At 53.8% G+C, this 25,293-nt stretch carries 26 protein-coding genes; 20 read left to right on the top strand and 6 right to left on the bottom strand.

The window, feature by feature from the left end; translation table 11 throughout:
* Nucleotides 1-7 precede the first annotated feature (7 nt).
* The 3 genes from V8L71_RS03205 to V8L71_RS03215 all read right to left on the bottom strand — a co-directional run bounded on the left by V8L71_RS03205 (nucleotide 8) and on the right by V8L71_RS03215 (nucleotide 1,858).
* Complete coding sequence (locus V8L71_RS03205) at nucleotides 8-943, bottom strand: lysophospholipid acyltransferase family protein (protein ID WP_336273185.1); 936 nt, start codon at nucleotides 941-943, stop codon at nucleotides 8-10.
* 2 nt (nucleotides 944-945) lie between these two features.
* Nucleotides 946-1,335: a DUF4870 family protein gene (locus V8L71_RS03210; RefSeq protein ID WP_335596544.1), complete on the bottom strand. Its 390-nt coding sequence runs from the start codon at nucleotides 1,333-1,335 to the stop codon at nucleotides 946-948.
* A gap of 139 nt (nucleotides 1,336-1,474) precedes the next feature.
* A complete protein-coding gene (locus V8L71_RS03215; RefSeq protein ID WP_008958233.1) occupies nucleotides 1,475-1,858 on the bottom strand; it encodes a VOC family protein in 384 nt (127 codons plus the stop codon).
* A 40-nt stretch (nucleotides 1,859-1,898) separates the two neighbouring features.
* Here V8L71_RS03215 and V8L71_RS03220 point away from each other — a divergent pair, with 40 nt between their 5' ends.
* From V8L71_RS03220 to V8L71_RS03285, 14 genes are all read left to right on the top strand, one after another.
* Complete coding sequence (locus V8L71_RS03220) at nucleotides 1,899-2,543, top strand: class I SAM-dependent methyltransferase (RefSeq protein WP_336273186.1); 645 nt, start codon at nucleotides 1,899-1,901, stop codon at nucleotides 2,541-2,543.
* Between the two features lie 179 nt (nucleotides 2,544-2,722).
* The gene (locus V8L71_RS03225; protein WP_336273187.1) at nucleotides 2,723-4,096 is read left to right on the top strand and encodes an MFS transporter; all 1,374 of its coding nucleotides are present in this window, start codon (nucleotides 2,723-2,725) and stop codon (nucleotides 4,094-4,096) included.
* Between the two features lie 109 nt (nucleotides 4,097-4,205).
* A complete protein-coding gene (locus V8L71_RS03230; protein WP_336273188.1) occupies nucleotides 4,206-5,999 on the top strand; it encodes an acyl-CoA dehydrogenase in 1,794 nt (597 codons plus the stop codon).
* Nucleotides 6,000-6,169: 170 nt separating this feature from the next.
* Entirely contained in the window at nucleotides 6,170-7,537 is a 1,368-nt protein-coding gene (locus V8L71_RS03235; protein ID WP_336273189.1) for a solute carrier family 23 protein, read from the top strand.
* Between the two features lie 81 nt (nucleotides 7,538-7,618).
* Nucleotides 7,619-9,256 (top strand): acyl-CoA synthetase, encoded by a 1,638-nt coding sequence (locus tag V8L71_RS03240; protein WP_336273190.1) that lies wholly within the window; start codon nucleotides 7,619-7,621, stop codon nucleotides 9,254-9,256.
* Nucleotides 9,257-9,271: 15 nt separating this feature from the next.
* Nucleotides 9,272-10,120, top strand: a complete 849-nt coding sequence (locus V8L71_RS03245) for a 3-hydroxybutyryl-CoA dehydrogenase (protein ID WP_336273191.1) — start codon at nucleotides 9,272-9,274, stop codon at nucleotides 10,118-10,120.
* 121 nt (nucleotides 10,121-10,241) lie between these two features.
* Nucleotides 10,242-11,015 (top strand): enoyl-CoA hydratase-related protein, encoded by a 774-nt coding sequence (locus tag V8L71_RS03250; protein ID WP_035559484.1) that lies wholly within the window; start codon nucleotides 10,242-10,244, stop codon nucleotides 11,013-11,015.
* A 100-nt stretch (nucleotides 11,016-11,115) separates the two neighbouring features.
* Nucleotides 11,116-11,733 carry a LysE family translocator gene (locus tag V8L71_RS03255; protein WP_101145979.1) on the top strand — a complete coding sequence of 206 codons (618 nt, stop codon included), beginning with the start codon at nucleotides 11,116-11,118 and terminating at the stop codon, nucleotides 11,731-11,733.
* Between the two features lie 43 nt (nucleotides 11,734-11,776).
* The gene (locus tag V8L71_RS03260; protein ID WP_101145981.1) at nucleotides 11,777-12,472 is read left to right on the top strand and encodes a glutathione S-transferase family protein; all 696 of its coding nucleotides are present in this window, start codon (nucleotides 11,777-11,779) and stop codon (nucleotides 12,470-12,472) included.
* A gap of 69 nt (nucleotides 12,473-12,541) precedes the next feature.
* Nucleotides 12,542-13,081 carry a YaeQ family protein gene (locus V8L71_RS03265; RefSeq protein ID WP_336273192.1) on the top strand — a complete coding sequence of 180 codons (540 nt, stop codon included), beginning with the start codon at nucleotides 12,542-12,544 and terminating at the stop codon, nucleotides 13,079-13,081.
* A gap of 201 nt (nucleotides 13,082-13,282) precedes the next feature.
* A complete protein-coding gene (locus tag V8L71_RS03270) occupies nucleotides 13,283-14,272 on the top strand; it encodes a lipid A deacylase LpxR family protein (protein ID WP_336273193.1) in 990 nt (329 codons plus the stop codon).
* A 41-nt stretch (nucleotides 14,273-14,313) separates the two neighbouring features.
* A complete protein-coding gene (locus V8L71_RS03275; RefSeq protein WP_336273195.1) occupies nucleotides 14,314-14,634 on the top strand; it encodes a hypothetical protein in 321 nt (106 codons plus the stop codon).
* Nucleotides 14,635-14,731: 97 nt separating this feature from the next.
* Nucleotides 14,732-15,259 carry a DUF421 domain-containing protein gene (locus V8L71_RS03280; RefSeq protein ID WP_336273196.1) on the top strand — a complete coding sequence of 176 codons (528 nt, stop codon included), beginning with the start codon at nucleotides 14,732-14,734 and terminating at the stop codon, nucleotides 15,257-15,259.
* Between the two features lie 123 nt (nucleotides 15,260-15,382).
* Nucleotides 15,383-17,494, top strand: coding sequence for a TonB-dependent siderophore receptor (locus V8L71_RS03285; protein ID WP_336273197.1), 2,112 nt, complete (start codon nucleotides 15,383-15,385; stop codon nucleotides 17,492-17,494).
* A gap of 103 nt (nucleotides 17,495-17,597) precedes the next feature.
* Here the strand turns inward: V8L71_RS03285 and yghU are convergent, their stop codons facing one another.
* On the bottom strand, nucleotides 17,598-18,467 hold the full coding sequence (gene yghU / locus V8L71_RS03290) for a glutathione-dependent disulfide-bond oxidoreductase (RefSeq protein WP_336273198.1): 870 nt from the start codon (nucleotides 18,465-18,467) through the stop codon (nucleotides 17,598-17,600).
* Nucleotides 18,468-18,631: 164 nt separating this feature from the next.
* Between yghU and V8L71_RS03295 the strand changes: the two genes are divergently transcribed.
* Nucleotides 18,632-19,324: an aspartate/glutamate racemase family protein gene (locus tag V8L71_RS03295; protein WP_101145996.1), complete on the top strand. Its 693-nt coding sequence runs from the start codon at nucleotides 18,632-18,634 to the stop codon at nucleotides 19,322-19,324.
* Nucleotides 19,325-19,347: 23 nt separating this feature from the next.
* Here the strand turns inward: V8L71_RS03295 and V8L71_RS03300 are convergent, their stop codons facing one another.
* Entirely contained in the window at nucleotides 19,348-19,779 is a 432-nt protein-coding gene (locus V8L71_RS03300; protein ID WP_336273199.1) for an organic hydroperoxide resistance protein, read from the bottom strand.
* 148 nt (nucleotides 19,780-19,927) lie between these two features.
* On the bottom strand, nucleotides 19,928-20,371 hold the full coding sequence (locus tag V8L71_RS03305) for a MarR family winged helix-turn-helix transcriptional regulator (RefSeq protein ID WP_336273200.1): 444 nt from the start codon (nucleotides 20,369-20,371) through the stop codon (nucleotides 19,928-19,930).
* A gap of 235 nt (nucleotides 20,372-20,606) precedes the next feature.
* Between V8L71_RS03305 and V8L71_RS03310 the strand changes: the two genes are divergently transcribed.
* The 5 genes from V8L71_RS03310 to gntR all read left to right on the top strand — a co-directional run bounded on the left by V8L71_RS03310 (nucleotide 20,607) and on the right by gntR (nucleotide 25,286).
* Nucleotides 20,607-21,680: a TRAP transporter substrate-binding protein gene (locus V8L71_RS03310; RefSeq protein WP_335596526.1), complete on the top strand. Its 1,074-nt coding sequence runs from the start codon at nucleotides 20,607-20,609 to the stop codon at nucleotides 21,678-21,680.
* Between the two features lie 69 nt (nucleotides 21,681-21,749).
* Nucleotides 21,750-22,343, top strand: a complete 594-nt coding sequence (locus V8L71_RS03315) for a TRAP transporter small permease (RefSeq protein WP_176303774.1) — start codon at nucleotides 21,750-21,752, stop codon at nucleotides 22,341-22,343.
* 2 nt (nucleotides 22,344-22,345) lie between these two features.
* Complete coding sequence (locus V8L71_RS03320; protein WP_336273201.1) at nucleotides 22,346-23,626, top strand: TRAP transporter large permease; 1,281 nt, start codon at nucleotides 22,346-22,348, stop codon at nucleotides 23,624-23,626.
* A 29-nt stretch (nucleotides 23,627-23,655) separates the two neighbouring features.
* Nucleotides 23,656-24,183: a gluconokinase, GntK/IdnK-type gene (locus V8L71_RS03325; protein ID WP_176303773.1), complete on the top strand. Its 528-nt coding sequence runs from the start codon at nucleotides 23,656-23,658 to the stop codon at nucleotides 24,181-24,183.
* Nucleotides 24,184-24,290: 107 nt separating this feature from the next.
* On the top strand, nucleotides 24,291-25,286 hold the full coding sequence (gntR, locus tag V8L71_RS03330; protein WP_035559532.1) for a gluconate operon transcriptional repressor GntR: 996 nt from the start codon (nucleotides 24,291-24,293) through the stop codon (nucleotides 25,284-25,286).
* Nucleotides 25,287-25,293: the final 7 nt, after the last annotated feature.

A 25,293-nucleotide genomic window follows, 5' to 3' on the forward strand; every position in this document is an offset into this window, starting at 1 on the left:
GCTCTGGTTAATAAATCCGGTAGTCGCGGTAGTTAGCTAGCTTTTGCTGCTCTTGGACCACTTTACGGTATCGCTTGTACTCCCACTGATACTGCGCAGGTTCCAAGCTTATTGCGGCTTCCACGCTGGCATTCACTCCGGTGGCAGACGTTTGGTCATCGGGGCTGTAAACACGCTCATCGGCATCGAGAAAATAAATCTCAAACCCGCTGCCGGGTACCCGTAGCGCGACCCCGGTGATCACACGTGCCTGGGTGCGGGCTACTAGTTTGGGTAGCAACGTGGCGGTGTAGGCATCGCGACCAAAGAAAGGCGCGAAAACGCCACTGCCCCAGTCGGGCTCCTGGTCGGGCAGTATGCCAATCGCCTCGCTGCGCTTAAGCGCTTTGAGCAGTGCTGCAACGCCGCGGGGGTTGGTGGGCACTAGGCTCGCCCCCATGCGCTCGCGACCATGGCGAATCACTGGGTCAAGGGCGCTGATTTTTGGGGGCTCGTACATGGCGGTAAACGGGAAGTGGCTCGATAGCCAGAAGTTAAGCACTTCCCAGTTGCCGAAGTGCGGGGCGAGCACAATGACGCCGCGGCCTTCGTTGCGGGCGTTATCGAGTTTGTCGCGGCCTTGTACCGCTAAAATGCTGTTTTCTACTCTATTGGGCTCCGCCATCCAGGCATGGCCTAATTCCAGCATGGTAGCGGTTGAGTGCCGTAAACTCTGCCGGGCAAGAGTTTGACGCTCAGCGTTAGAGAGAGTGGGATAAATGACCGTCAGGTTGCGCTCGGTTACCTCTCGCTCACGCTTATTGAAACGGTAAACCACGGGGCCTAGCACCGATGCCATTCGCCATAGCCGCTTCAGCGGCCAGCGTGATAGCTGGCGCCATAGCCAGCTAATCGCACTGGCCTTTGAAAAACGACGTTGGGTATCACCCGTTTGTTGCGTCATATCTAAAACAACCAGGTATCTACGTTGGAAGGGGCGCGTTTCTCTTGCAGCCCTTTGAAGCCTTTAACGCAGCGGATAATTAGCCAGACGGCGAGTGCCAGCAGCAACGGGAAGCCGATCAAGATGAGCGTCAAGACCGAAAAGACAATGCCGTAGACTAGCCCTATCCAGAACGTGCGAATCTGATAACGGTAGTGTTCATCTAGCCATTCAGGGCCTTTGCCTTTATAGACGTAGGCGATGATCACACCGATAAGCGACGTAAAACCGAGGAAGAAACTGGCCAGATAGAGCGCATAGTTCACCATTGCCATTGTGGTGTCGGGCTGTTGGGGGCGCTCTTCGCTGACAACGTTGCCTTCTAGAGGCGCCTCATTGGCGTTATCTTGCATAACATTTCCTTTCGGTAAATCACTATAAGTGCTGAGCAGGCAATGCTGAAGTAGGGATGCAAAGCACCCTCAGCAGAGGTTGCCCCGGCGCACTATGATAGCGTGCGCTATTCGCCTTATCACTAACGAAAACTGGGCACTAACGCGCAGCGGGGCGGCAAATCTCGAGTAGATTGCCGTCCGGGTCGCGCAGGTAGATCGACTCAATGGGGCCATTGGCGCCTTGGCGAGCAACAGGACCCAACTCTACATCAATAGCCAAGGCGTCTAAGTGTTGCTTAAACTCATCCAACGGCAGTTGGCAACGCAGGCATAAATCCAGGCTGCCCGGCGTTGGGGTTGCTGAGATGGGGGCAATGTCGGTGTCGGTTTGATGCAGACGCAACGCGGTATCACCGAGCATTAAATCAACCCGTTGAGCATCGCGGTAGCGTACATCTAAGCCTAAAACACGTGAGTAAAAATCGACGGCGCGACCCATGTCGGTCACGGTAACTACAAGATGATCCAGACCTGATAGCATGCCACTTTCCTTAATACATAACGATAAGCCAGAGAATACGATGATGCGCCGCTGTCCACTATGCGCGGAAACCACCACTGCGCTTTACCACCGGGATCGGCGTCGTGACTACTACCAGTGTGCCACGTGCAAGCTGGTATTTGTCCCCCTTGAGCAGCATTTGAGCGCTGCCGCTGAAAAGGCCGAATACGACAAGCATCAAAACTCGCCGCATGATACGGGATACCGGCGCTTTTTAGGGCGTTTATTTACCCCGCTGCTGGCCAAACTTGAACCTGACGCCCGCGGGCTCGATTTTGGTTCTGGGCCAGGGCCCACGCTGTCGGTGATGTTCGCAGAGCAGGGCCATCCGATGGTTATTTACGACCCTTTCTATGCCTCTGACACTTCAGTTCTTAACCAAGCGTTTGATTTTATCACCGCCACCGAAGTCGTCGAGCATTTGTCACAACCTGGCCAAGTGCTTGCACGGTTAGTCGCTCAGCTTGCCCCTGGGGGCTACCTTGGCTTGATGACCAAGCGCGTCTCTTCTTCTGACGCCTTTACCCGTTGGCACTATATTAGCGACCCCACCCATATCAGCTTTTTTAGTGAAGAGACCTTTCGTTGGTGGGCACAAAAGAATAGTTTAGTAGTGGAATTTCCTGGGCCAGACACGGTTATTCTACATAAAACGCTAAGGTGAATAATTGTAACCTTAGAAAAGCATTGACTTTGCCCCCTTTGGGGCAATAATTGCGCGCCGCTATCCCTGCCTGACCCGGTGTGCCAGGTGAGATAACGGAATATTGAATGCGTTAACCAACGTGTTTCATCCCTGTTTTTCGCCCCTGTTTCACCACTTATAGTCAAGACGAGGTTTTCATGTCGCGGCAACTCCTAGCCATGGCGCTGGCGCCCCTTTTAGGGCTCTTCATTCTCGGGATAGGCAATGGTTTTCTTGCCACCTTAATTACCGTGCGCCTCGATGCCGCCGGTGAATCGGCCACGGTGATCGGTATTGTCTCGTCGGCCTACTTTATCGGCTTGGCATTGGGCGCAATGGTGAATGACCGCCTACTGCTGCGCATCGGCCACATTCGCGCTTATGGCAGCTTTGCCTCGCTAGTCGCCGTCACGGTACTGCTGCAAGGCTTGTTCTTCGACCCCTGGGCCTGGTTTGTGCTGCGCCTTATCGGTGGCTGGGCCACGGTGGGGGTGTATCTGGTTATCGAAAGTTGGCTACTCACGGCGGGCGATCAAAAAGTCCGTGGTCGCCTGCTGGCGCTGTATATGATTTCGCTATATGCCGCCGGTGTATTGGGGCAACTGCTGCTGGGCGTGACTAACGCCATGGGCGTGACGGCTCCCTTTATGGTGATTGGCCTGCTGGCGTCGCTCTCTGTGCTGCCCATGGCAATGATCCCTCGCGTATCGCCGATTATGGAGCACGCTGAGCCACTTCCTCCCCATCGTTTGATTACGCTAACCCCCACGGGCGTGATGGGCAGTTTAGGCTCAGGCATGGTAGTAGCGGCGGCATATACCCTGCTGCCGCTCTATCTGCAGCGCAATGGTATGAGCGTGAACCAAGTGGGGCAGATGATGGCGGTATTGATTATGGGCGCCATGTTGCTGCAGTATCCGATTGGCCGCTGGTCGGACCGCCACGATCGTCAGATGGTGTTGATAGGGATCAGTGGTTTTTGTGTACTGATCTCCGCGGCAATGCTCTGGCTACCCCTTTCTACGCCGCTGCTAGCGTTACTGTTGTTCTTGCTGGGTGGGGGAGTGTTTGCACTTTACCCGGTGGCCGTTAGCCACGCTGCCGACCGCGCACCCGCGGGCGCACTGGTGCGCATGAGCCAAGGCTTACTATTAATCAACTCGATTGGCGCCACGATCAGCCCGCTGATGATTTCGCCAGTGATGACGGCGATGGGCGATGCAGGTTTGTTCTGGGCTTTTGGGTCGCTGAGTCTATTCTTCTTACTATTCTTCTCCTGGCGCCGCAGCGTGCGTCCAGCGCCAATGCCGGTTGCTCCGTTTACGCCCACAACCCCAATGTCTGCTGCGGGTGCTGAGCTGGTCGTTACTGAAGAGCTGCTGCAAGGTGCGCTGGAACACGAGCATCTGGAAGACTTATCCGATGCCGTATGGGATGTGGATGCCGCAGAGCCGGTGGTCGGACCTCCTGCAGAAGATGAAAGCCATATCGCTTACTACGATGATGTGGAGCAGGTAAACGTAAGGCAATAATGGCATAGGTGAGACCATGGGCTAATGGTGTAACAAAAGTAGTGAATCTACTATCGCGGGTAATATTTTCACTATTTTGATTATTATTCCTTAGCACTGAGGTTTTGCCATGAATGTTTACGCTGCGCCGGTACGCGATCTGCGCTTTGTGCTCGAAGAGCTATTAGCACATCGCTCGCTTAGCCTGCCGGGCTTCGAAGAGGCCACACCCGACTTGGTTGAGGCGGTGCTTGAAGAGGCCGCAAAACTTGCGGGTGATGTATGGGGGCCGCTCAATGCGACTGGTGATCGTCAGGGCGCTAAGCGTCATGCTGACGGCAGCGTAACCACCCCAGAAGGCTTCGCGTCAGCTTACCAAGCTTATGTGGAGGGTGGCTGGAACGGCATTGGCGTCTCCGAGGCGCTGGGTGGTCAGAATCTGCCAGAGGTCGTGGCCAGTGCCGTTCAAGAGATGCTTCACGGTGCTAATATGGCGCTGGGTCTCTGCCCCATGCTGACCGCCGGTGCCATCGAAGCGCTGGCCCATCACGGTAGCGAAACGCTCAAAGCGACCTACTTGCCCAAGTTGGTGGAAGGCACCTGGACGGGCACCATGAACCTTACCGAATCCCAAGCAGGGTCGGATCTCTCCCAAGTGCGCACCCGCGCCGTGCCTGAAAACGACCACTATCGCATCAGCGGCCAGAAAATTTATATCACCTGGGGCGAGCATGACGCCGCCGAAAACATCATCCATCTTGTGCTCGCCCGAAAGCCCGATGCGCCGGAAGGCAATAAAGGCATTTCTCTGTTTTTAGTACCTAAGTTCCTGGTGAATGACGACGGCTCGCTGGGCGAGCGCAACGATGTGATCTGCGCTTCGATTGAGCACAAGCTCGGCATTCATGGTTCACCTACCTGCACGTTGAGTTTTGGCGAAAACGGTGGCGCGATTGGCTACTTAGTGGGTGAAGAGGGGCGTGGCCTTAACCACATGTTCACCATGATGAACGAGGCACGCCACAAAGTCGGTATTCAGGGCATTGGCGTGGCTGAGCGTGCCTGCCAGCATGCGTTTGCCTATGCATTGGAGCGTCGTCAGGGGCGCGCACCCAAAACTCGCGGCGGCGCAGAGTGCAGCATTAGCGATCATTTAGACGTCCGCCGTATGCTGCTTTCAATGCGCTCACGTACCGATGCGCTGCGTGCTTTGGCGCTCTATTGCGCTGCCGAGCTGGATACTGCCCGCCATGCGGAGAGTGACGATGCCCGCATTGCCGCTCAGGCCCGCGCTGATATCCTTATTCCGGTCATTAAAAGCTTTTCAACCGATCAAGCGGTGGATATCGCCTCCATGGGTATTCAGGTGCATGGCGGGATGGGCTACGTCGAAGAGACCGGCGCCGCCCAGCTGCTGCGTGATGCACGCATTGCGCCTATTTACGAAGGCACTAACGGTATTCAGGCGCTTGATTTAGCGGGCCGTAAGCTCCAGCGCGACAACGGTGAAGCGCTCTCCGCGCTCCTGCAAGATGTTGCCACCACTGTTGAACAGCTCAATGCCGATCCTGCCCTGACAGCATTGGGCAGTGGTTTAGCCGCTGGCTTGGAAGATCTAAAAGCCGTCCAGTCCATTGTGCTGGAACAAGGTTCTGACCCTGAAAAAGGCGCGGATGCAGTGCAGGCTTATGCCACACCATTTCTTAACTTGGCAGGGCATGTCCTATGCGCCTGGCAGATGGGGCAAGCAGCACTTAGCGCCCAGGCGGCACTTCAAAACGGCAGCGACGATCCATTCTATACTGCCAAAATGCGCAGCGCCGAATTTGCCATTACCCAATGGCTACCCGTAGGCCGTGCCCAGCGTGCTGTCATTGAAGCGGGCATGCAGTGTTTAAGCGAGTTTCAGCTTACTCCCTCATAGCACTTAACATCTTCCTAATCTCGCTTGGCTTGCTCCGCCGACCTCTCAAAGGCCGGCGGTGTCCATTAGCAAGTAATAAAACAAGCGTTTTAAAAATTACCTATGAAGCATAGCCATTAAATTCATGGTTAGAGAAAACGCTATAGCGTATTAGGTCAAAGGAGCAATTTATGCAATTAAAGCAACGTGAACATGGCGAAGAGCAGCCTTACTGGCCAGCGGGTCCATTTAAAATCCGTCTCCCATTTGTCCACTATCGTTGGGAAATGGCTGAAATGATTCAAGGCCTGATCATGTTTGTGGTCAGCCTTGCAATGATCCCTTTGCTTGAGCAGTACCTGGGTTTGCCTTATGACGTAGCCTTGGCTTTTGTGGTGGTATGCGGCATTGGCTTTATGCTCCCGGCGTTATTGGGCGTTCCCATGGTGCCAGGATGGATTACGCCTGCGGTGCCGGTCGTGCTGGTTTTCCTAGGAAATTTTGAGCCCGGCCCAGAAGCCATCCAGGCGCTTTTTGCTCTCCAGTTCCTGGTCTTTTTAATTTTCTTTATTTTAGGAGTTACTGGGCTTGGCAGTAAGTTGGTTCATTTAGTGCCTAATTCACTGCAAGCGGGGATCATTATTGGCGCTGGTATTGCTGCCATTACCGGCGAGATACAGGAAGGTGGACGCCTTGCCGAGACCCCGATCTCTCTGATAGCTGGCATGCTGATTGCCATATTTATGCTTTTTTCGCTGTCATTTAAACGATTGGCCGTAGACCACGCGGTAATACGCAAAATAGCTAATTACGGCATGGTACCAGGCATGATTGTAGCGATTTTAATTGCGTGGGCTGTCGGTGAGTATCCGCGACCTAATATCGAGTGGGGGATTACCCAGCCGAACTTTGTCGAGATGTGGAGTTACTTGCCTTTCTCAGTAGGTTTTCCTGGCTTAGATATATTCTTACTGGCAGTACCTACAGCGGTGATCTCTTACGTCATTGCCTTTGGCGATATTGTCGTAGGTCGCACATTAATGTCTCGGGTCGATGATATTCGAACAGATGAAAAAATTGATTACAGCACGGATCGCATGCACCACGTCACTGCTATTCGTAACGGTATGCATGCTTTTTTTGCACCTTACCCAGGTTTAGCGGGCCCCATTTGGACGGCGGTTACTGCAACAATGGCCGAACGCTATAAAAATGGCAGAAATGCGATGGAGTCTATTTATAGCGGTGGAGGCACTTTCTGGATTACGGGTTTTATTGCCCTTTTTACCTTGCCTTTAGTAAGCATGTTTCAGCCCGTACTGCCTATTGCGCTTTCCCTCACGCTGCTTCTCACAGGCTATATTTGTCTTATGGTGGGAATTGAACAGACCAAAACGACGGCGGAGCGTGGCGTAGCAGGCACCATGGCTGTTGTATTGGCCGTATATGGCGCAGGTTGGGGACTCACTGCGGGTGTAGTGCTGTACTTCTTGGTGCAGAAACAAAATTTATTCGGGCGTGAGCCTAGGCCATCGCAAAAAACACCAGACAGCGAGTAGCAGTGAAGCCAGCGGTGCTAAGCCGTGGCATTAACCTTCTCTTCTCACACTCATTCGATTTTCAACATAATTAGGTGCTTTATGATGGCTAATATCTTCGAGCAAGGCTTGCCCAAATCCGTTGCAAACCACGTGCCCCTTTCGCCGCTAACATTTATTGAGCGCTCGGCGTCGATTTATCCTGATTATCCCGCCATGGTGCATGGCAGCACACGTCGCACCTGGGGTGAAACGTGGGCGCGCTGCCGCCAGCTTGCTTCCGCGCTTCAGCAGCGTGGTATTCAGCCGGGCCAAACCGTGGCGGCGATGCTGCCCAATATCCCCGCTATGTTTGAGGCGCATTTTGGTGTGCCTTTGGCCGGGTGCGTACTTAACACCTTAAACATTCGCCTGGATGCCGAAGCCATCAGCTATATGCTGGAACACGGAGAAGCAAAAGCTATTTTGGTCGACCCGGAGTTCGCTGGGGTCATTCAGGAGGCCGTCGCCAAGCTTGAACACAAACCGCTAATTATTGATGTGGCTGACATAGAGTTTTTGGGCGAAACCCAAGGCATTGGCGAGATTGAGTATGAAGCGCTGCTCAACGAGGGCGACGCTGACTTTGCCTACCAACTGCCTGCCGATGAGTGGGACGCGATCTCGCTTAACTACACCTCGGGCACTACCGGCAAGCCCAAAGGTGTGGTCTACCACCATCGCGGCGCTTATTTGAACGCAGTGAGTAATATTATGGAGTGGGCGATGCCCCACCATCCGATCTATCTGTGGACCTTGCCGATGTTCCACTGCAACGGCTGGTGCTTCCCCTGGACGATTGCCGCCAACGCTGGGGTAAATGTCTGCCTGCGCCGGGTCGATCCTAAAAAGATTATGCAGCTGATTGCTGATGAGAAGGTCACTCACTTCAGTGGAGCGCCGATCATTCTTAACGGCTTGGTGAATTTACCTGCTGAAGATAAACGCGAATTCGATCACCCGGTGAAAGTGACCACTGCCGGTGCAGCGCCACCTGCCTCGGTGATTGCGGGGGTTGAAAAGTTGGGCATAGAGGTAACCCACGTGTATGGCTTAACCGAAGTGTACGGGCCGGTGACTGTGTGTGCCTGGCGTGAGTCGTGGGATGAGTTACCGCTGGAAGCGCGGGCCAAAATCAAAGCTCGCCAAGGCGTGCGCTACCATATGCTCGAAGCATTGTGTGTGGCCGACCCACTTACCCTGGAGCCGGTACCCAAAGACGGCCAAACCATCGGTGAAATACTGATGCGCGGCAACAACGTCATGAAAGGGTACTTAAAGAACGCAGAGGCCACCGAACAGGCGTTAGAAGGTGGCTGGTATCACACCGGCGACTTGGCAGTGTGGCATCCGGATGGTTATATCGAGATCAAAGACCGCTCCAAAGACATTATTATTTCCGGTGGTGAAAATATCTCCACCATCGAGGTGGAAGACGCTATTTACGGCCACCCTGCCGTTGAGGAAGCGGCGGTCGTAGCCAAACCCGATGAGAAATGGGGTGAAACGCCCTGTGCGTTTGTGAAGCTTAAAGTCGGCTATGGTGAAGTCACTGAGGCCGATATTATCGCCCACTGTCGTGAACACTTGGCGGGCTACAAAGTACCTAAAACGGTCATCTTCAGCGAACTGCCGAAAACCTCAACGGGCAAGATCCAAAAATTCGTACTGCGCGAAGAAGCGCGTAACCAGTCAAGCTAGCAAGGACATAGACACATGAGTAATAAACTAATCGGCGTGGTAGGAGCAGGCACCATGGGGCAGGGGATTGCCCAAGTGGTGGCCGCCAGTGGCTTTGACGTTCGCCTTTACGATGTGGCCGATGAACAGCTTAGCCGTGCCCAGGCGAATATTGATAAAGGGTTGAGTAAGCTAGTCGCTAAAGAAAAAATCAGTGAAGCGGATAAAAGCGCTGCGTTAGCGCGCCTTTCTACCACCACCACGCTTGATGCGTTGAGTGACTGTGGCGTGATTATTGAAGCCGCCCCTGAACAGCCTGAGCTGAAAGAGAAGCTGTTTCGCGATTTAAGCCGCTTAAGCAGCGACACCATTTTGGCCTCCAACACCTCGTCACTCTCGCTAACTCGCTTAGCGGCGGTATGCGAGCACCCGGAACGTGTGGTCGGTATGCACTTCTTTAATCCGGTGCCGGTGCTCAAGTTGGTAGAAGTCATCCGTGCCGAACAGACCTCGGATGCCACCGTTGAACATATTGAACAACTGACCAAGGCGCTGGGTAAAACCGCCGTGCCGGTGGGCGACGCACCTGGTTTTGCGGTGAACCGTCTGCTAGTGCCGATGATCAACGAAGCGGCGTTTATTGTTCAAGAGGGCACTGCGACCCCCGAAGCGATTGATGAAGCCATGAAGCTGGGTGCCGCCCACCCCATGGGGCCTTTGGCCCTGGCGGATTTGATTGGTTTGGATGTTTGTCTGGCGATTATGGAAGTGCTCCAGGAGGGCTTTGGCGACCCCAAATATCGCCCCTGCCCGCTGCTTAAGCGCATGGTCGCAGCGGGCTACCTCGGCCGGAAAACCGGACGCGGCTTTTATCACTACGACTAGTTTTACGTTTCTTGCGACAGCTGAGCAAGAACGCTAAAAGAAGTCATTGCCACTCAACCAAGCGTTCGCTAGGGTTGAGTGGTATCCCTCTATCTGCGATATAACAAATAAGGAGCACGCCATGAGCGAAGCAGTGATTGAGAAGGTTGATAACGATGGGATGGTGCGACTGACCATCAATCGTCCTAAAGCGCTGAATGCCCTTAACAGCGAAGTGCTTGCCGCGCTGGAAGCACATTTGGTTGAGCTTGAAGCCCACCCGAACCTACGTGCCGTGCTAATTACCGGTGCGGGCGAGAAGTCCTTTGTGGCGGGTGCAGATATCACTGAAATGCGTGAAAAAACACCTGAAGAAGCGCGGGCCTTTGCCAGCCAAGCGCTGCGTACCATTAAACGCCTAGAGACACTCCCCGTGCCGGTGGTCGCGTTGGTGAACGGGTTTTGCCTTGGCGGCGGCTGCGAACTGGCACTGGCCTGCGACTGGGCCGTAGCCAGCGATAACGCGGTATTCGGCCAGCCGGAAGTGCTCCTGGGCGTCATCCCCGGCTTTGGCGGCACCCAGCGTCTGCCACGCCGTGTTGGCCCTGCCATGGCGATTGACCTGGTCACTACCGGGCGCAAAATCGATGCCCAAGAAGCGCTGCGTATCGGCTTAGTGAACCGTGTGATGCCGCAAGCGGAGCTGGAGAGCTACGTTGAAGAACTCACCAAGCAACTCAAAGGCAACGGCCCACAGTCAGTGCGCGGCGCCAAGCAGGCAGTTCACGACGGCATGGATCAAGACCTTGATAGCGCACTAGCGCTGGAAACCAGCCTGTTCGCCTTCTGCTTTGCCGGTGACGAGCAGAAAGAAGGCATGGCGGCATTTGTCGAGAAGCGCAAACCGAACTTCTAAGGTTTGATTAATTACAGTTTTACTTATTTAGGGGGTGGCGCTTGCGCCACCCCCGTTTTATTCTCGAAAGCTAACTGTTCCTTTCAAGAGAGCCGCCACTATGCAATGGGCCGCATTTATTCTCGCCGCGCTTGGTTTCGCTTATTTACCTGGGCCTGCAATGCTATATACCGCAGCGCAAACGTTGGGGCGCGGCCGACGGGCAGGGTGGTTAGCGGTCATCGGTGTGCATATGGGGTGTTATGTGCATGTGGTGGCCGCCGCGCTAGGATTAGCGCTGCTGTTTGCGGCGATTCCCCCTGCCTACATCGCCATGAAAATAATCGGTGGGCTCTACCTGCTCTGGATGGGACTGCGGCTATGGCAGCAGGGCATTCGCACCCACGGCGAAGAGATGCCGCTGGCAACCACGAAACGTGTGCTTCGCGACAGCTTTCTGGTGGAGATGCTCAACCCTAAAACCGCGCTTTTCTTTGTCGCGTTTCTGCCCCAGTTTGTGCAGCCCGAGAGCGCGATGCCGGTAGCATGGCAACTGCTCTGGCTAGGTATCGCCACCAATGTGCTGTTTTCATCTGCGGATGTCATGGTGGTGCTACTTGCGAGTCCTCTACGCCAATGGCTACAAAAATCCCACGGCTCCTCTCGGCTCATCCAGCGCATTGGCGGTGGCGTATTAATGGGATTAGGGGGCAATACCCTCGCTCAGGCGGCACGTTAAAGATTGATCGGCTACTTCAAATTTCACATACAAGGAGCGCTGTATGTTTGATCTCTATATCGCTAACAAGAACTATTCCTCTTGGTCGCTGCGCCCCTGGGTGTTGATGAAAGTAATGGAGATTCCGTTCAACGAACATCTCATGCCTTTTGAAGGCGGCTTTGGCGCTAGCCATGACGTTTACACCCGCTTTTCGCCATCGGGCTTAGTGCCTTGTTTAGTGGATAGGGAGAGTGATCTGGCGGTGTGGGATTCGCTGGCGATTGTTGAATATTTAGCCGAGCAACACGCTAACGTCTGGCCGAGTGATAAAACCGCCCGCGCCTGGGCGCGCTCTGCCACGGCTGAAATGCACAGCGGCTTTGGCGCCCTGCGTGACGAGTGTTCAATGAACTGCGGTGTGCGGGTGGCATTGAATGGCTTATCGGCCAATCTCAAGGCCGATGTGAACCGCTTAGATGCGTTGTGGCAACAGGGAATTGAGCGCTTTGGCGGGCCGTTTTTAGCGGGTGAGCACTTCTCCGCGGTAGACGCGTTTTATGCCCCTGTGGCGTTTCGCGTACAGACATTCAAGCTGCCGGTGAGTGAGAAATCCCAGGCCTATGTCGAACGCCTGTTAGCGCTGCCTGCCATGCAGGCCTGGTATCAAGCCGCGCTGGAAGAAACGTGGCGCGAGCCTATGCACGAAGCTGAAACGCTAAAGAATGGCACGCTGGAAGTTGATTACCGCACGTCTTAACCTTGTGGCAACTCACCAGGGATAACCGGCATCGGGTACACTGGCGCAAATTTTCGTTTGGACACGTTCATGGCTCTTAGCGCAACGCCCTACAAAGTTGATATTAACCTCACCGATCTGGATCGCGGTGTTTATGAAACGCTGCGCTTTACCGTGGCGCGTCATCCGTCAGAAACCGAAGAACGCATGACCGCGCGCTTACTTGCCTATGTACTGTGGTACAGCGAATCGTTGGCCTTTGGGCGAGGGCTCTCTGATGTCGATGAGCCAGCGCTGTGGGAAAAAAGCTTAGACGGGCGCTTGCTGCACTGGATTGAAGTGGGGTTGCCAGACGCCGAGCGCATTACGTGGTGCTCACGGCGGGCGGAGCGCGTGTCGTTACTCGCCTACGGTCGGGTAGACCAGTGGGAGAGTAAGGTGCTGCCCAGTGTGGCGTCGCTGAAAAATGTGCATGTAGCGGGGTTGCCACAAGAAGCCCTAGCGACCATTGCTAAGGATCTACCACGGGCGATTAATTGGGCCGTTATGATCAGCGAAGGCTCGTTGTTTATTACCGACGAAAACGGTCAACACGAGATAACGCCGCAATGGTTGTTGCGCGAGCGCTAGAAATCATCAGACGTTCGTCTATTCTTTTATTCAGAGGTTTAAGCGATAGACAGATAAAGGGATGGCCAATGGGTCATCCTTTATTTTTTAAAAGTATGCTTGCTATCTTTTTGCACAATTACATACAATCAACAATGTTTGTTACTGCTTTCACTAGCAGTCTAAAAAAGCAGCCTCAAGGTCAATCTCAAGGAACGAGCAATGAAACTAAATTCCGTTTTACGATGGAAACTGCTCCCGCTAGTCGCAGCCATTAGTTTGCTGCCCACGCTGGCCCAAGCAGAAGGTAGTGTGCTCTCGGTTAAGCATGAAAATGATGGTATGGCCAGCAGTGATGATGGCCATTTTACCAGCGGCTTTGAGCTTAACTGGACCTTTGAGCCTAGTGATGAAAGTTGGATGCAGCGCTTAGCGACAGCACTCCCCGATAGCTTGATCGGCAGCGCTGATATGGCCGCTTATCGATTGGTGCATCAGATCTATACGCCGGATAACATCGAAGAGCGTCGTTTGATTGAAGATGATCGCCCCTATGCTGGTCTCGTTTATGGTGGGATTTCGCTTTATGAAGATGTGCCAATGGGTAATTGGCGCCAAGCAACCGATCTGCATCTGGATATTGGCTTGGTGGGGCCGTCCTCGCTTGCCGATAGTATCCAACGAGAAGTACACCGCATCACCGATAGTGATCGTCCTAACGGCTGGAATAATCAGCTTGGCGATGAAGCCATTGTGAACGTCGCTATGCGCCGCCAGTGGTGGCATAGCTCCCCGTTTATTGGTAAGCAATTTGCTCATGGGCCTAGCGTCGGGGCTGCCTTAGGTAACCTTTACACCTACGCCAGCGCTGGATATAGCGTGCGCTGGGGCGACGAAGCCTCGGGTATTCCCACATTGACGCCAAACCCCGGTAGTCGCCACCATATGACTGGAAATGATGGCTGGCAGTGGTATCTGTTTGCGAGCGTAGATGGCTATTACATGGCGCAAAATCTGACGCTGGATGGCAACAGTTTCAGAAATAGCCACTCGGTTGACCGCAAAGAGTGGGTGGGCGACATTTCCGCAGGGCTGGCGTTGGCCTGGGAAGATTGGCAGGTCACTTACGCTGCTGTGCAGCGCTCACGCGAATTTGATGGGCAAGAAGATCAGGATAAGTTTGGAGCTCTAACGCTGTCCAAGCGCTTCTAAACTGCTTAAAGGTTTGAGCGTCTTTCGGGAGGAGAGTATTCATGGCCAAGCAATACCCCCACACCCCCGATGGGCGCTATTTTATTGCCAAAAATCGACTCTGGCGCTGTACTGATCCGCGCTTAGGTGAAGACCAAAAGCGCAACTATATCAAAGAGTTGATGAAAGCCCGCCGGGCCGTTAGAACGGCCCAACAGCAAGAAGATGACGATGCGCTTCGCCAAGCCCGTGACGCGGTTCAAGCTGCTAAAGAAGCGCTTGGGGAGCGTGGCCCAGTGTGGTGGGATGATGATGCCCCCGATGAAGGCGGCCTTGCGCCCCATAACAGTTCCTACGCCAAGTGGTGGGAGAGCCAGCACTAAATATTTTCCTTGCGTATACAACTAGCTCAGGAGTGCTAGCCTGGGCAGAGGTGTGCAGCTATTTGCATATCGCTTGATGCCTAAGGAGAACACGCATATGGAACTGGTATTTTTTAATGGCTGGAGCAGTTTGTTTCGTATTTTGATTATCGGACTATTGGCGTATGCAACGCTAATCCTCTTCCTGCGCCTATCGGGCAACCGTACGCTTTCAAAAATGAATGCCTTCGACTTAATTGTTACGGTAGCGCTGGGTTCCACGCTGGCAACCGTGCTGCTATCTAAAGATGTGGCTTTGGCGGATGGAGCGGTTGCCTTAGCGCTACTAATTTCACTTCAATTTATAATCACCTGGACCAGTGTGCGGTTTCGCTGGGTACGCCGATTAGTGACTGGCGAGCCGCTGATGCTGCTTTACCAAGGTGAATTTCTTTTAACGTCATTGCGAAAAGCGCGGGTAACGCAAGACGAGGTACTTTCTGCCATTCGTAGCAGTGGCCTTAGTGATGTATCCGCAGTAGAAGCCGTCGTGCTAGAAACAGATGGCTCGTTAAGTATTGTCAAAAACCAGGCAGAGAGCGGCCAATCAAGTTTAGAGGGCGTTCGTGGCCCTCATAAGTCTTAGTAAGCCCGCGGGGGAAGCGGTTAGTTGACACACCGTGATGAGATCCTTATATTAACACGAATAAAAATCACTATCATTAGTATTCGTGTTAATAACAGCATTATAATTTGCTCCGGGATCATTATGTACACTCCACACTTTCGTTTGCGCAAGCTAGCCAGCGCCATCGCGCTCGCCTCTTTGTGCGGTGCGTCGACTTATGCGCTCGCCCAAGAAGAACTAAACTCATCGGCCGTTGAGCTGGACACGGTCGCAGTAACCGCAGAATCTGCTGGCCAATTTGGCTATATCGAAATGGAAGAAGTGCCAACGGTTGGCAAAATGAACGTGCCAATAAGTGAGCAGCCCTTCTCCATGTCGGTGGTGGATGAAGAGTTCATTCAGGACAGCGGGGCGCAAAATATTCAAGAGGCACTGCTCTATACGCCCGGTGTCAACGCGGGTAACTATGGCTTTGATACCCGTATCGACAGCGCCACAGTGCGCGGGTTGAACGCTGGCCGCTACCTGGATGGCTTGCGCCAAATTTACGGTTCGTACAACAGTGTCCGCAGCAATGTGTATGCGTTGGAAAGTGTAGAAGTTCTACGCGGCCCGTCTTCAATGCTATACGGGCAAGCCGATTTAGGGGGCGTTATCAACGGTGTTTCCAAGCTGCCTGAGGAAGAAAGCAATGGCGAGGTATGGGCACAGGTTGGCTCACACGACCGCAAACAGCTGGCGGTAGATGTGACGGGCTCCGCGGATGAAGAAGACAAGTTCTTATATCGTTTGGTGGCATTGCAGCGTGATAGCGATACCCAGGTAGATCATGTGGAGGATGATGGCTACCTGCTGGCGCCGTCGTTTACCTGGCGGCCAAGTGACGACACCAGTATGACGCTGTTAATTAACCGCCAGGAAAACACCGGCCAAGTGTCAGCGCAGTTCTTACCGCAGGCGGGTACGCTGGAACCCGGTTCCCAGGGCTTTATTGGCTCTGAGCGATTTGTGGGAGAGCCGGGCTGGGATCGTTACGATCGCGAAAAAACCGAAACCACGCTGTTTTTTGACCACCAGTTAACTAACAACTGGGCCTTTTCGGCCACTGCCCGCTATACCGACTCCAGTACCGAAACGCGCGAGCACTGGGTGGATATTCCCAGCGTGCCAGATGCCAACGGTGAAGTGTCACGTACTATTTTTACCGCTGACGCAGCTACCCAGATTCTGAACCTGGATGCACGAATGGAAGGTGAGTTTGAGCTAGGGGCGACAAAGCATACGTTGGCAGTCGGGATGGATCGCCAGGATGCACGCTGGGAGCAGGACAACTACTTCTCAGGGGCGGGGTTGGGCGGCACTATCGATATCTATAATCCGCAGTACGGCAATTTACAACTGGATGCATTGGACCCTACTGACCGGCCAGATAATGAAATTGAACAGGTAGGTGTTTACCTGGCCGATCATATCGAGCTGGGTCGGGTGGTAGTATCTGCAGGATTACGTCACGACTGGGCAGAAAACCGCACTCTTGCACTGTCAGGACCCGATACCGTGAGTGACCAAGAAGCCACGACTGGGCGTTTAGGCCTGATGTACCGCTTTGATAACGGCCTATCGCCTTATGTCAGCTACTCCGAAGCCTTCACCATGAACCTGGGAACCGACGGGACGGCTGAGGCCAACGCGCTGGATCCCACCACGGGCGATCAGCAGGAAGCGGGGATAAAATACCTCTCTCCCGATCAGTCATTAGCGATCAGCGCCGCTTATTTTGATATCACTCAGCAGAACCGCGTTAGTGATGGCGTAACGCCAGGTGGTGTTGAGCAAACAGGCGCGGTGGTAGACGGTTGGGAGCTTCAAGTTAACAAGCGCTGGCAGAACTTTGAAACGCAGTTGGCTTACACCAATATGAATGCCACTGACGACAGTACCGGCGAGCGCCTGTCGGCGGTAGCGGAAGAGCAGGCCTCTTGGTGGAACCGGCTCTATGTAGGTAACCATTGGCGTGTTGGGGCCGGGGTACGTTACGTTGGCGATAATGTTGGCTTTGGTGGTTCGCCCGTGGTGCCCTCAAGCACCCTCTATGACGCTATGGTGGGCTATACGATTGATGAGTGGGATTTCTCAGTGGATGTTAAAAACCTCACCGACGATGAAACTATTTCCTGGTGCCGTTATGAGGGGGGAGACTGCGGTTACGGCGCACGCCGAAATGTGACGGCTAACGTGCGTTATCAGTTCTAAGTCTGGCAGCAAGAGTGGTTTAGCCGATAGACAGTCGTTAAAAAGGGCCTACGCTGAGCCAACACGCGTAGGCCCTTTTAGTTGCTGTGTGTTTAGCGGTTAGTTATTGGTCGTCAAGTTTGTCTTGAGTGCGAAGCTCGAAATCGCTGGCGTCATGGCGCTCATGCAACTGCTCGTGAGGTTCGCCCCAGGTGCGGTTGACCATGCGGCCACGTTTAACGGCGGGGCGCTCATCGATCTCTTCGGTCCAGCGTAGAACGTTTTTGTAAGTGTGTGCTTCCAAAAACTCCGCCGCTTCGTAAACGCGGTTTTTTACCAGCGCGCCGTACCAGGGGTGAATCGCCATATCGGCAATGGTGTACTCATCGCCTGCCATAAAACGGTTTTCCGCCAAGTGGCGATCCAGCACATCCAGCTGGCGCTTCACTTCCATGGTGTAGCGGTCAATTGGGTACTGATACTTTTCAGGTGCGTAGGCATAGAAATGACCAAAGCCGCCGCCTAGCATCGGCGCGCTACCCATTTGCCAAAATAGCCAGGAGAGACATTCGGTGCGCTTCGCTGGGTTTTTGGGTAGGAAAGCGTCAAATTTTTCAGCCAGATAAAGCAGGATGGCACCAGACTCAAACACCCGCTGGGGCGGAGTGGTCGAGTGATCCATCAGCGCAGGGATTTTAGAGTTGGGATTCACCTCGACAAAACCACTGCTGAACTGGTCGCCTTCGCCAATTTGAATCAGATAAGCGTCGTACTCAGCACCAGTCACACCTTTTTCTAACAGCTCTTCAAGCATCACGGTGACTTTGACACCGTTGGGGGTGGCTAAGGAGTAAAGTTGCAGAGGGTGTTTACCTACCGGCAGTGCTTTGTCATGGGTGGGGCCCGCAATGGGGCGATTGATATTGGCAAATTTACCGCCATTGCCAGGTTCCCATTTCCAAACGCTCGGTGGGGTATAAGTGTTATCGCTCATTATTTCCTCGCTATTAACCGGTTATCGGTAACTGCTGGGTACAGGGATGAACCTCTTCTCTGCGCGACTATTCTAAGGTTATGGGGGTGATGAAAAGCCGCTACAAGGGTCGGCTGGTGATTAGCCTGTTAATAAAGTAGTCCAAGTTCTCTGGGAGGTTATGGATGCGAGTCATTGGCGTACTGGGCGGCATGAGTTGGGAGTCGAGTCAAAGCTACTACCGGGCCTTAAATGAAGGCGTTAAAGCGGCGCTAGGCGGCTTTCATTCGGCCAAGATCGTGATGGTCAGTGTCGATTTTGCAGAGATAGAAGCCATGCAGCAGCGGGGCGATTGGGACGCGGCAGGCGAGCTACTCGCCAACGCTGCTCAAGGCGTCGAACGCGCAGGTGCTGACTGTTTATTGATTGCCACGAATACCATGCATAAAGTGGCGCCCGCGATTGAACAGGCGATTACCATTCCTCTGCTGCATATTGCCGATGCCACTGCTTTACAGCTACAAGCCGACGGGATTAATCGGGTGGGCCTATTAGGCACCCGATTTACCATGGAGCAGGACTTTTATATTGGCCGATTAGAAGAGCAGTTCGGCATCAAGGTCGTGGTGCCGGAGCAATCTGAGCGTGACACTATTCATCAGGTGATCTTTGATGAGCTCTGCCAAGGCCGTATAGAAGATGTCTCCCGTCAACGCTATCTAGCCATTATCGATTCACTTTATGCGCAAGGCGCTCAGGCGGTGATTCTAGGCTGTACTGAAATCGCTATGCTCGTCAGCCAGCAAGATACCGCAGTGCCGCTTTATGACACCACCGCTCTTCATGTGCAGAGAGCGGTGGCGTGGGCACTAACATGATGAATTAAACGAAGTAACGCCGCTTAGACCACCGTCAGAGTGACGTTAATATTGCCACGGGTGGCGTTTGAGTAGGGGCATACGATATGCGCTTTATCGACCAACTGCTGAGCGACGTCCTGCTCCAGGCCTGGGAGGCTGATTTTTAGCTCGACTTCAATGCCAAAGCCGGTTGGGATTGCACCGATACCCACATGCCCATCAATTTTGGTTTCTTGGGGCAGCTTTACTTTTTCCTGGCTCGCCACGTGCTTTAGCGCACCTAAAAAACAGGCCGAGTAGCCAGCTGCGAAGAGCTGCTCGGGGTTGGTGCCGTCACCGCCAGCGCCGCCCAACTCTTTCGGCGTGCTGAGTTTTACGCCCAATGCGCCGTCGGATGATTTGGCATGACCTTCACGGCCACCCGTAGCGGTAGCATGGGCGCGATAAACAACTTTCTCGATAGTGGTCGTCATTCTGAATCTCCTGTTAACACGTTCATCATGGTTCTATTAATTATTGGTTTTGCGGAATGGGCTTGCGGATTTAATTTAGCGCAGCTTTATTTTGCGCGCAAGATAAATAATGAAAAAGAGTCCAGATCCTTTGTGAGAGAACGAAGGGCTACTGATTTTTCTGCAAGCTATCGCGCAATCGCACCAGATCTTCTTTTAATGTGGTCAACGCTTCGATTGACTGATCGCTGGCATGCACTACACAGCTGGGGATGTGGTAGGCCTGTTCACGCAGCGCTTTGCCTTTATCGGTAAGGTAAAGTTCCACCACGCGTTCGTCTTGGTGACTGCGCTTGCGGTTCAAGAGCTGGTCGGCTTCAAGGCGCTTGAGCAGCGGCGTAAGCGAACCAGGATCGGTTAGAAGCCGCTTACTCATCGAACCTACTGTAATACCATCGTTTTGCCACAAGACCAGCATGGCAAGATACTGCGGGTAGGTAAGTCCTAACTCTTTGAGCAGTGGCTTATATACCTTGGTCATCATCAATGAAGTTGAGTAGAGCGCAAAGCAGAGCTGATGATCGAGTTCTAAGTCGCTACAAGATGGTTGCACAAGTATGGGGTCCGATCCGAAATATGTAGGGTAATGTAGCGCGCGAAGCGGTGAGTGGCTATCCCTAGACGTTGGTCGTAAGTTGGCAGTTTTGTTTTGACACGCACTTGGCAGCTAGCTAGCCTTCGCATCATTAATGTTACCGGTAACAATTTGGCGCTCATTAAATTAGCCAGTAACAACTCAATTCATACCCATTCACCGTTAACAACAACGAATATTTGGAGATCACGCGATGACAACTATTTGGCGCAGCACGCTAACCCTGGTCGGTGCGACTACACTGACGTTTGGTATGGCGCATGCTCAGAGCCCAGAACTCTCTGATCCGCCTGAGATCGAGGGCGAGGTAGTCGGCGATCATGGTTCGCACACACTACGTATGGGCATCGGCCTTGCGGAAAGCTCGCCACAGTTCTTGTCTAGCCAATATTTTGGTGAGATTTTGGAGCAGCGTACCGACGGTCGCATTAAGGTTAACGTTTTCCCTAACAGCCAGTTAGGTGACGACGTTCAGATGTTGGAAATGCTGCAAACCGGTACGCTGGATATGACTTACCCCTCTAGCTCCGCCACTACTGGCTACGTTGAACAGCTTTCTGCTTTTGACCTGCCGTTCCTGCTGCCTAGCCGTGAAGCCGCGGTTGCCGTCATGCAGAGCGATGTGGCCCAAGGCATGCTGGACGCCTTTGATGGCACCGGCCTGAAAGCACTCGCGTTTTCTGAGAATGGCTATCGCCAGCTCTCTAACAGTGCTCGCCCGGTAGCAAGTCCTGACGACGTAGCAGGTCTTGATGTGCGCGGTTTAAGCGTTCGTACCATGGAAAACCCGGTGCATCTGGCAATTTGGGAAGCCTTAGGCGCTAATCCAACGCCGATGGCTTTTGGTGAGCTTTTCTCTGCGATGGAGCAGGGCGTGGTAGATGGCCAGGAAAACCCTTGGAGCACCATCCTTACCTCGAATTTTAATGAAGTTCAGGATTATGGCACCGAAACACGCCACGTCTATACTCCCTTTATCATGATGCTTTCTGAGCGTACTTGGGAGCGCATGGCACCCGAATATCAGGAACTGGTACTGGAAGCAGCGCGTCAGTCAGCCGACTATGAAATTCAGCTGTCAGCTGAGTACGATGACTGGTCACGTGATCAATTGGCAGAGCGTGGTATGGAAATTACCCGCCTGGACGACGAGCAGTTAGCCGCTTTCCAAGATGCCGTTCAGCCTGTATATGCAGAGTGGGCGCCGCGCATTGGTGAAGACCTGATCGCCGACATCCAAAAGATCGTTGAAGAGAGCAGCAACTAAACCTTAAGTTTAGCGCGCCATCGGGCAGGCAACGTGCCTGCCCGATGTGTTAGTGCCCCTGGAGTTCCTATGTCACTCTCCTCTACACCCCCTAACTCTCCTACGCCGATTGAAGATCCTTCGGTGTATCTAGACGACCCCAACCGCAAGCTTCTGGAAATCGATACCGATGCCCGCCAAGGCCCGGCACTGTTCCGCTGGCTTACCTTAGGTATGGAGTATCTTATCGGCGCTATTTTAGTGGCGTTGATTGTGTCCGTTTCTTGCAACGTGGTAGGGCGCGCGCTGTTTAATTACTCACTGCCGTGGGCGGATGAGCTGGCGCGCATGCTGTTTATATGGCTAGTGTTTATCGGGGCCGCCGCGGCGTTTTCCCGTTACGAGCACATTGCCGTTGATGCTTTGGTGCGGCGCTTGCCGCTGCGCTTGGCGCACATGCTCTATTTACTGCAGCACCTGATTATTACCGGCCTAATGGTGGTAATGATTTGGGGTGGCTACCAAGTGCTGTCGCGTTCAAGCGGGCGCTCAGCGATTATGGATGTGCCATTGAGTTTTATCAGCCTTTCGCTGGTGCTGTGTGTCATCTTTATTGCGGTGGTAGCGGTGTGGCGGATGTGGGTCAGCCTTAACGTTATTCGCCACTCTGAGCGGGAGCGCTAATCATGCTATGGATTTTCCTGGCCATTTTATTGGTCTCTATCGTTATTGGGCTGCCCATTGCCTTTGGTTTAGGTGTGGCGGCGCTGGTCATGGCGGTGCTTTCAGATATTCCGCTGTCGATCATGATCGAACAGTCTATTCGCGGTGTTAACAGCTTCCCGCTGCTCGCTATCCCGTTCTTTATTTTAGTCGGTGAGGTGATGAGCAATGGCGGTATCGCTCGTCGCTTGATGGAACTGGCTGGCGCTTTGGTCGGCTTTATGCGCGGGGGGCTAGGGCAGGTTGCCATTACCGGTTCGATGTTCTTTGGTGGCATCAGTGGGTCAGCGGTGGCCGATACGGCTGCTACCGGCGCGATGATGATTCCCTCCATGAAAGAGCAGGGCTACACCGCGGCTAATGCTACCGCGATCAACACCGTGTCCTCGGTGATCGGGATCATTATTCCGCCCTCCATCCCGCTGATTCTGTACGGCATCGTCACTGAAACCTCGATTAGCCGCCTGTTTATCGCCGGTATCATTCCGGGTCTGTTGATTGGCTTTGCGCTGATGGTGACCACCTATATTCTTGCTAAAAAGGATGGCGGCGGTGTGCAGCAGTTCCGCTGGGATCGCCTCTGGAAAGCCTTCAAAGATGCCTGGCTTGCGCTGGTACTCCCGGTCATCGTAATTGGCGGTATTATTGGCGGTGTATTTACCGCAACCGAAGCGGCCGTAGCGGCACTGCTTTATGCGCTGGCTATTTCGCTGGTGGTTTACCGTGAGTTCAAGCTCAAAGAGCTCGGCGGTATGCTGATTCGTACTGCTCGTTTGACCGGTATGGTGATGATGCTGCTAGCGTTTGCGACGGTGATTGCTTGGTTCCTAACCATTAATATGGTGCCGCAAACCCTGGTCAGCCAAGTGCAGGCGATTACCCAAGACCCGTTCCTGTTACTGCTGATTGTGGCAACGTTGCTGTTGTTGGTGGGCTTTGTCATGGACTTAACCCCGGCCATGGTCATCATGGCGCCGATGCTAGCGCCTATTGTCACCTCGGTGGGCGTTGATGCGGCTTACTTTGGCGTACTAATGGCCTTTGTATTGGGCATCGGGCTGCTAACCCCGCCGGTTGGCACCTGCCTTTACGTCGGTTGTGGTGTGGGCAAAGTCTCCATGGAGTCTTTGGTCAAAGCGATGCTACCTTACTACGTAGCGCTCCTCGTCGTGCTGGTGATCCTGATCGCCTTCCCGGGTATCGTTACCTGGCTGCCTGATCTTACCGCTGTGCGCGGCAACTGAGGTTCTTGGTAATGAATAGGAGAGCTTCTGTGAAGACCCTCTCGCATCGTATTTTAGTGATGGGTGTGTCTGGCTCTGGAAAATCGCACATTGGCCGCCAGTTGGCCCAAACCGTCGGGGCGACGTTCATTGACGGCGACGATTACCATTCGCCCGCCAATGTAGCCAAAATGGCCAGCGGCACACCGCTCAATGACGATGACCGGAGCGAGTGGCTCGATACGTTGGCGGCGCTATTCGCCGACTATCGGGCCAGAGATGCGTCGCTGGTGATTGCCTGCTCTGGGTTGAAAAGGCGCTACCGTGACCGACTGCGCCAAGGTGACTCAGCGCTGCAGATTCTCTACTTAGAGGGCACGCAAGAGCTGCTGCTTGAGCGGCTAGAAACACGGGCAGGGCACTTCTTCAAAGGCGATACCATGTTGGCCAGTCAATTGGCTGATTTAGAGCCGCCTGATGAAGAGGAGGCGTTTAACGCCTCCATTGCCCTGTCGCCCATGCAAATCGTCGATCAATTTGCTGCCACGCTGCCACTGCCCAGCCGCACACTAAGCTAACGCACAACTAGGCTAACGCTCACTAGGCAAAAGAGTTAATAGGTATTGAGGCCGCCGATTGAAGGGGCGACCTCAATGCTCCCTCACTGCATAAGGCAGTTACCCCCTTGAAGAAAAAACGCCCCACCCTACAGGACATTGCCGACCACGTAGGGGCTACCAAAATGACGGTCAGCCGCTGCCTGCGTGAACCTGAAACGGTTTCGGAAGGGCTTCGTGAGCGCATTTTCTCGATTGCCGAACAGATCGGCTATATTCCCAACCGTGCGCCCGATTTACTTTCCAGGGCTACCAGTCATTCGATTGGCGTGCTGGTGCCGTCGCTGACCAACCAAGTGTTCGCCGATATCATTGTCGGCATTGAGGCGTTAACGGAACCCGCAGGCTATCACTTAATGCTCTCTCACTATGGCTATAGCCCTGAGCTTGAAGAGCGCAGCCTGGCGTCATTGCTCTCCTATAACGTCGATGGCGTTATCCTTTCTGACCGTGATCACACGCCGCGTAGCCTGCGTATGCTGGAAACCGCCGGTATCCCAATTGTCGAAATCATGGATACCCATCGCCCTCCGCTACAACAGACCGTGGGCTACGACAACGTACAAGCCGCCTATGACATGGTGAGTGAGATGATCCGCCGCGGTCGTCGCCAAGTGATTTATCTGGCGGTGCGGTTGGATGAACGTACCCGGCAGCGTGAGTTGGGCTACCGTCGTGCCATGGAAGAGCACGGATTACCGCCGGTGACGCTGCAAAGCACCCAGCGCTCTTCTTACAGCGTGGGAGCTGCCCTACTCAAGCAGGTGTTAGTTGACTACCCAGCGGCGGATGGCCTGTTTTGTACCAATGACGACGTTGCCGTAGGCGCTTATTTTGAATGCCAGCGACGCGGTATTGAGGTGCCTGGGCGGATGGCCTTGGCGGGCTTTCATGGCCACGATGTGGGCCATGTGATGACACCACGCTTGGCCAGCGTGGTGACACCGCGTCAGGCCATCGGCGAAGCAGCAGCGGGGCAGCTGTTAGCGCGTATTCGCGGTGAGCCACTGACCCAGAAAGTGGTGGATTTAGGCTACCGTATCGAAACAGGCATGACGCTATAGGTATAGG

Origin of the sequence: Vreelandella indica, from assembly GCF_037070225.1 — a bacterium.
GTDB classification, from domain to species: domain Bacteria; phylum Pseudomonadota; class Gammaproteobacteria; order Pseudomonadales; family Halomonadaceae; genus Vreelandella; species Vreelandella arctica.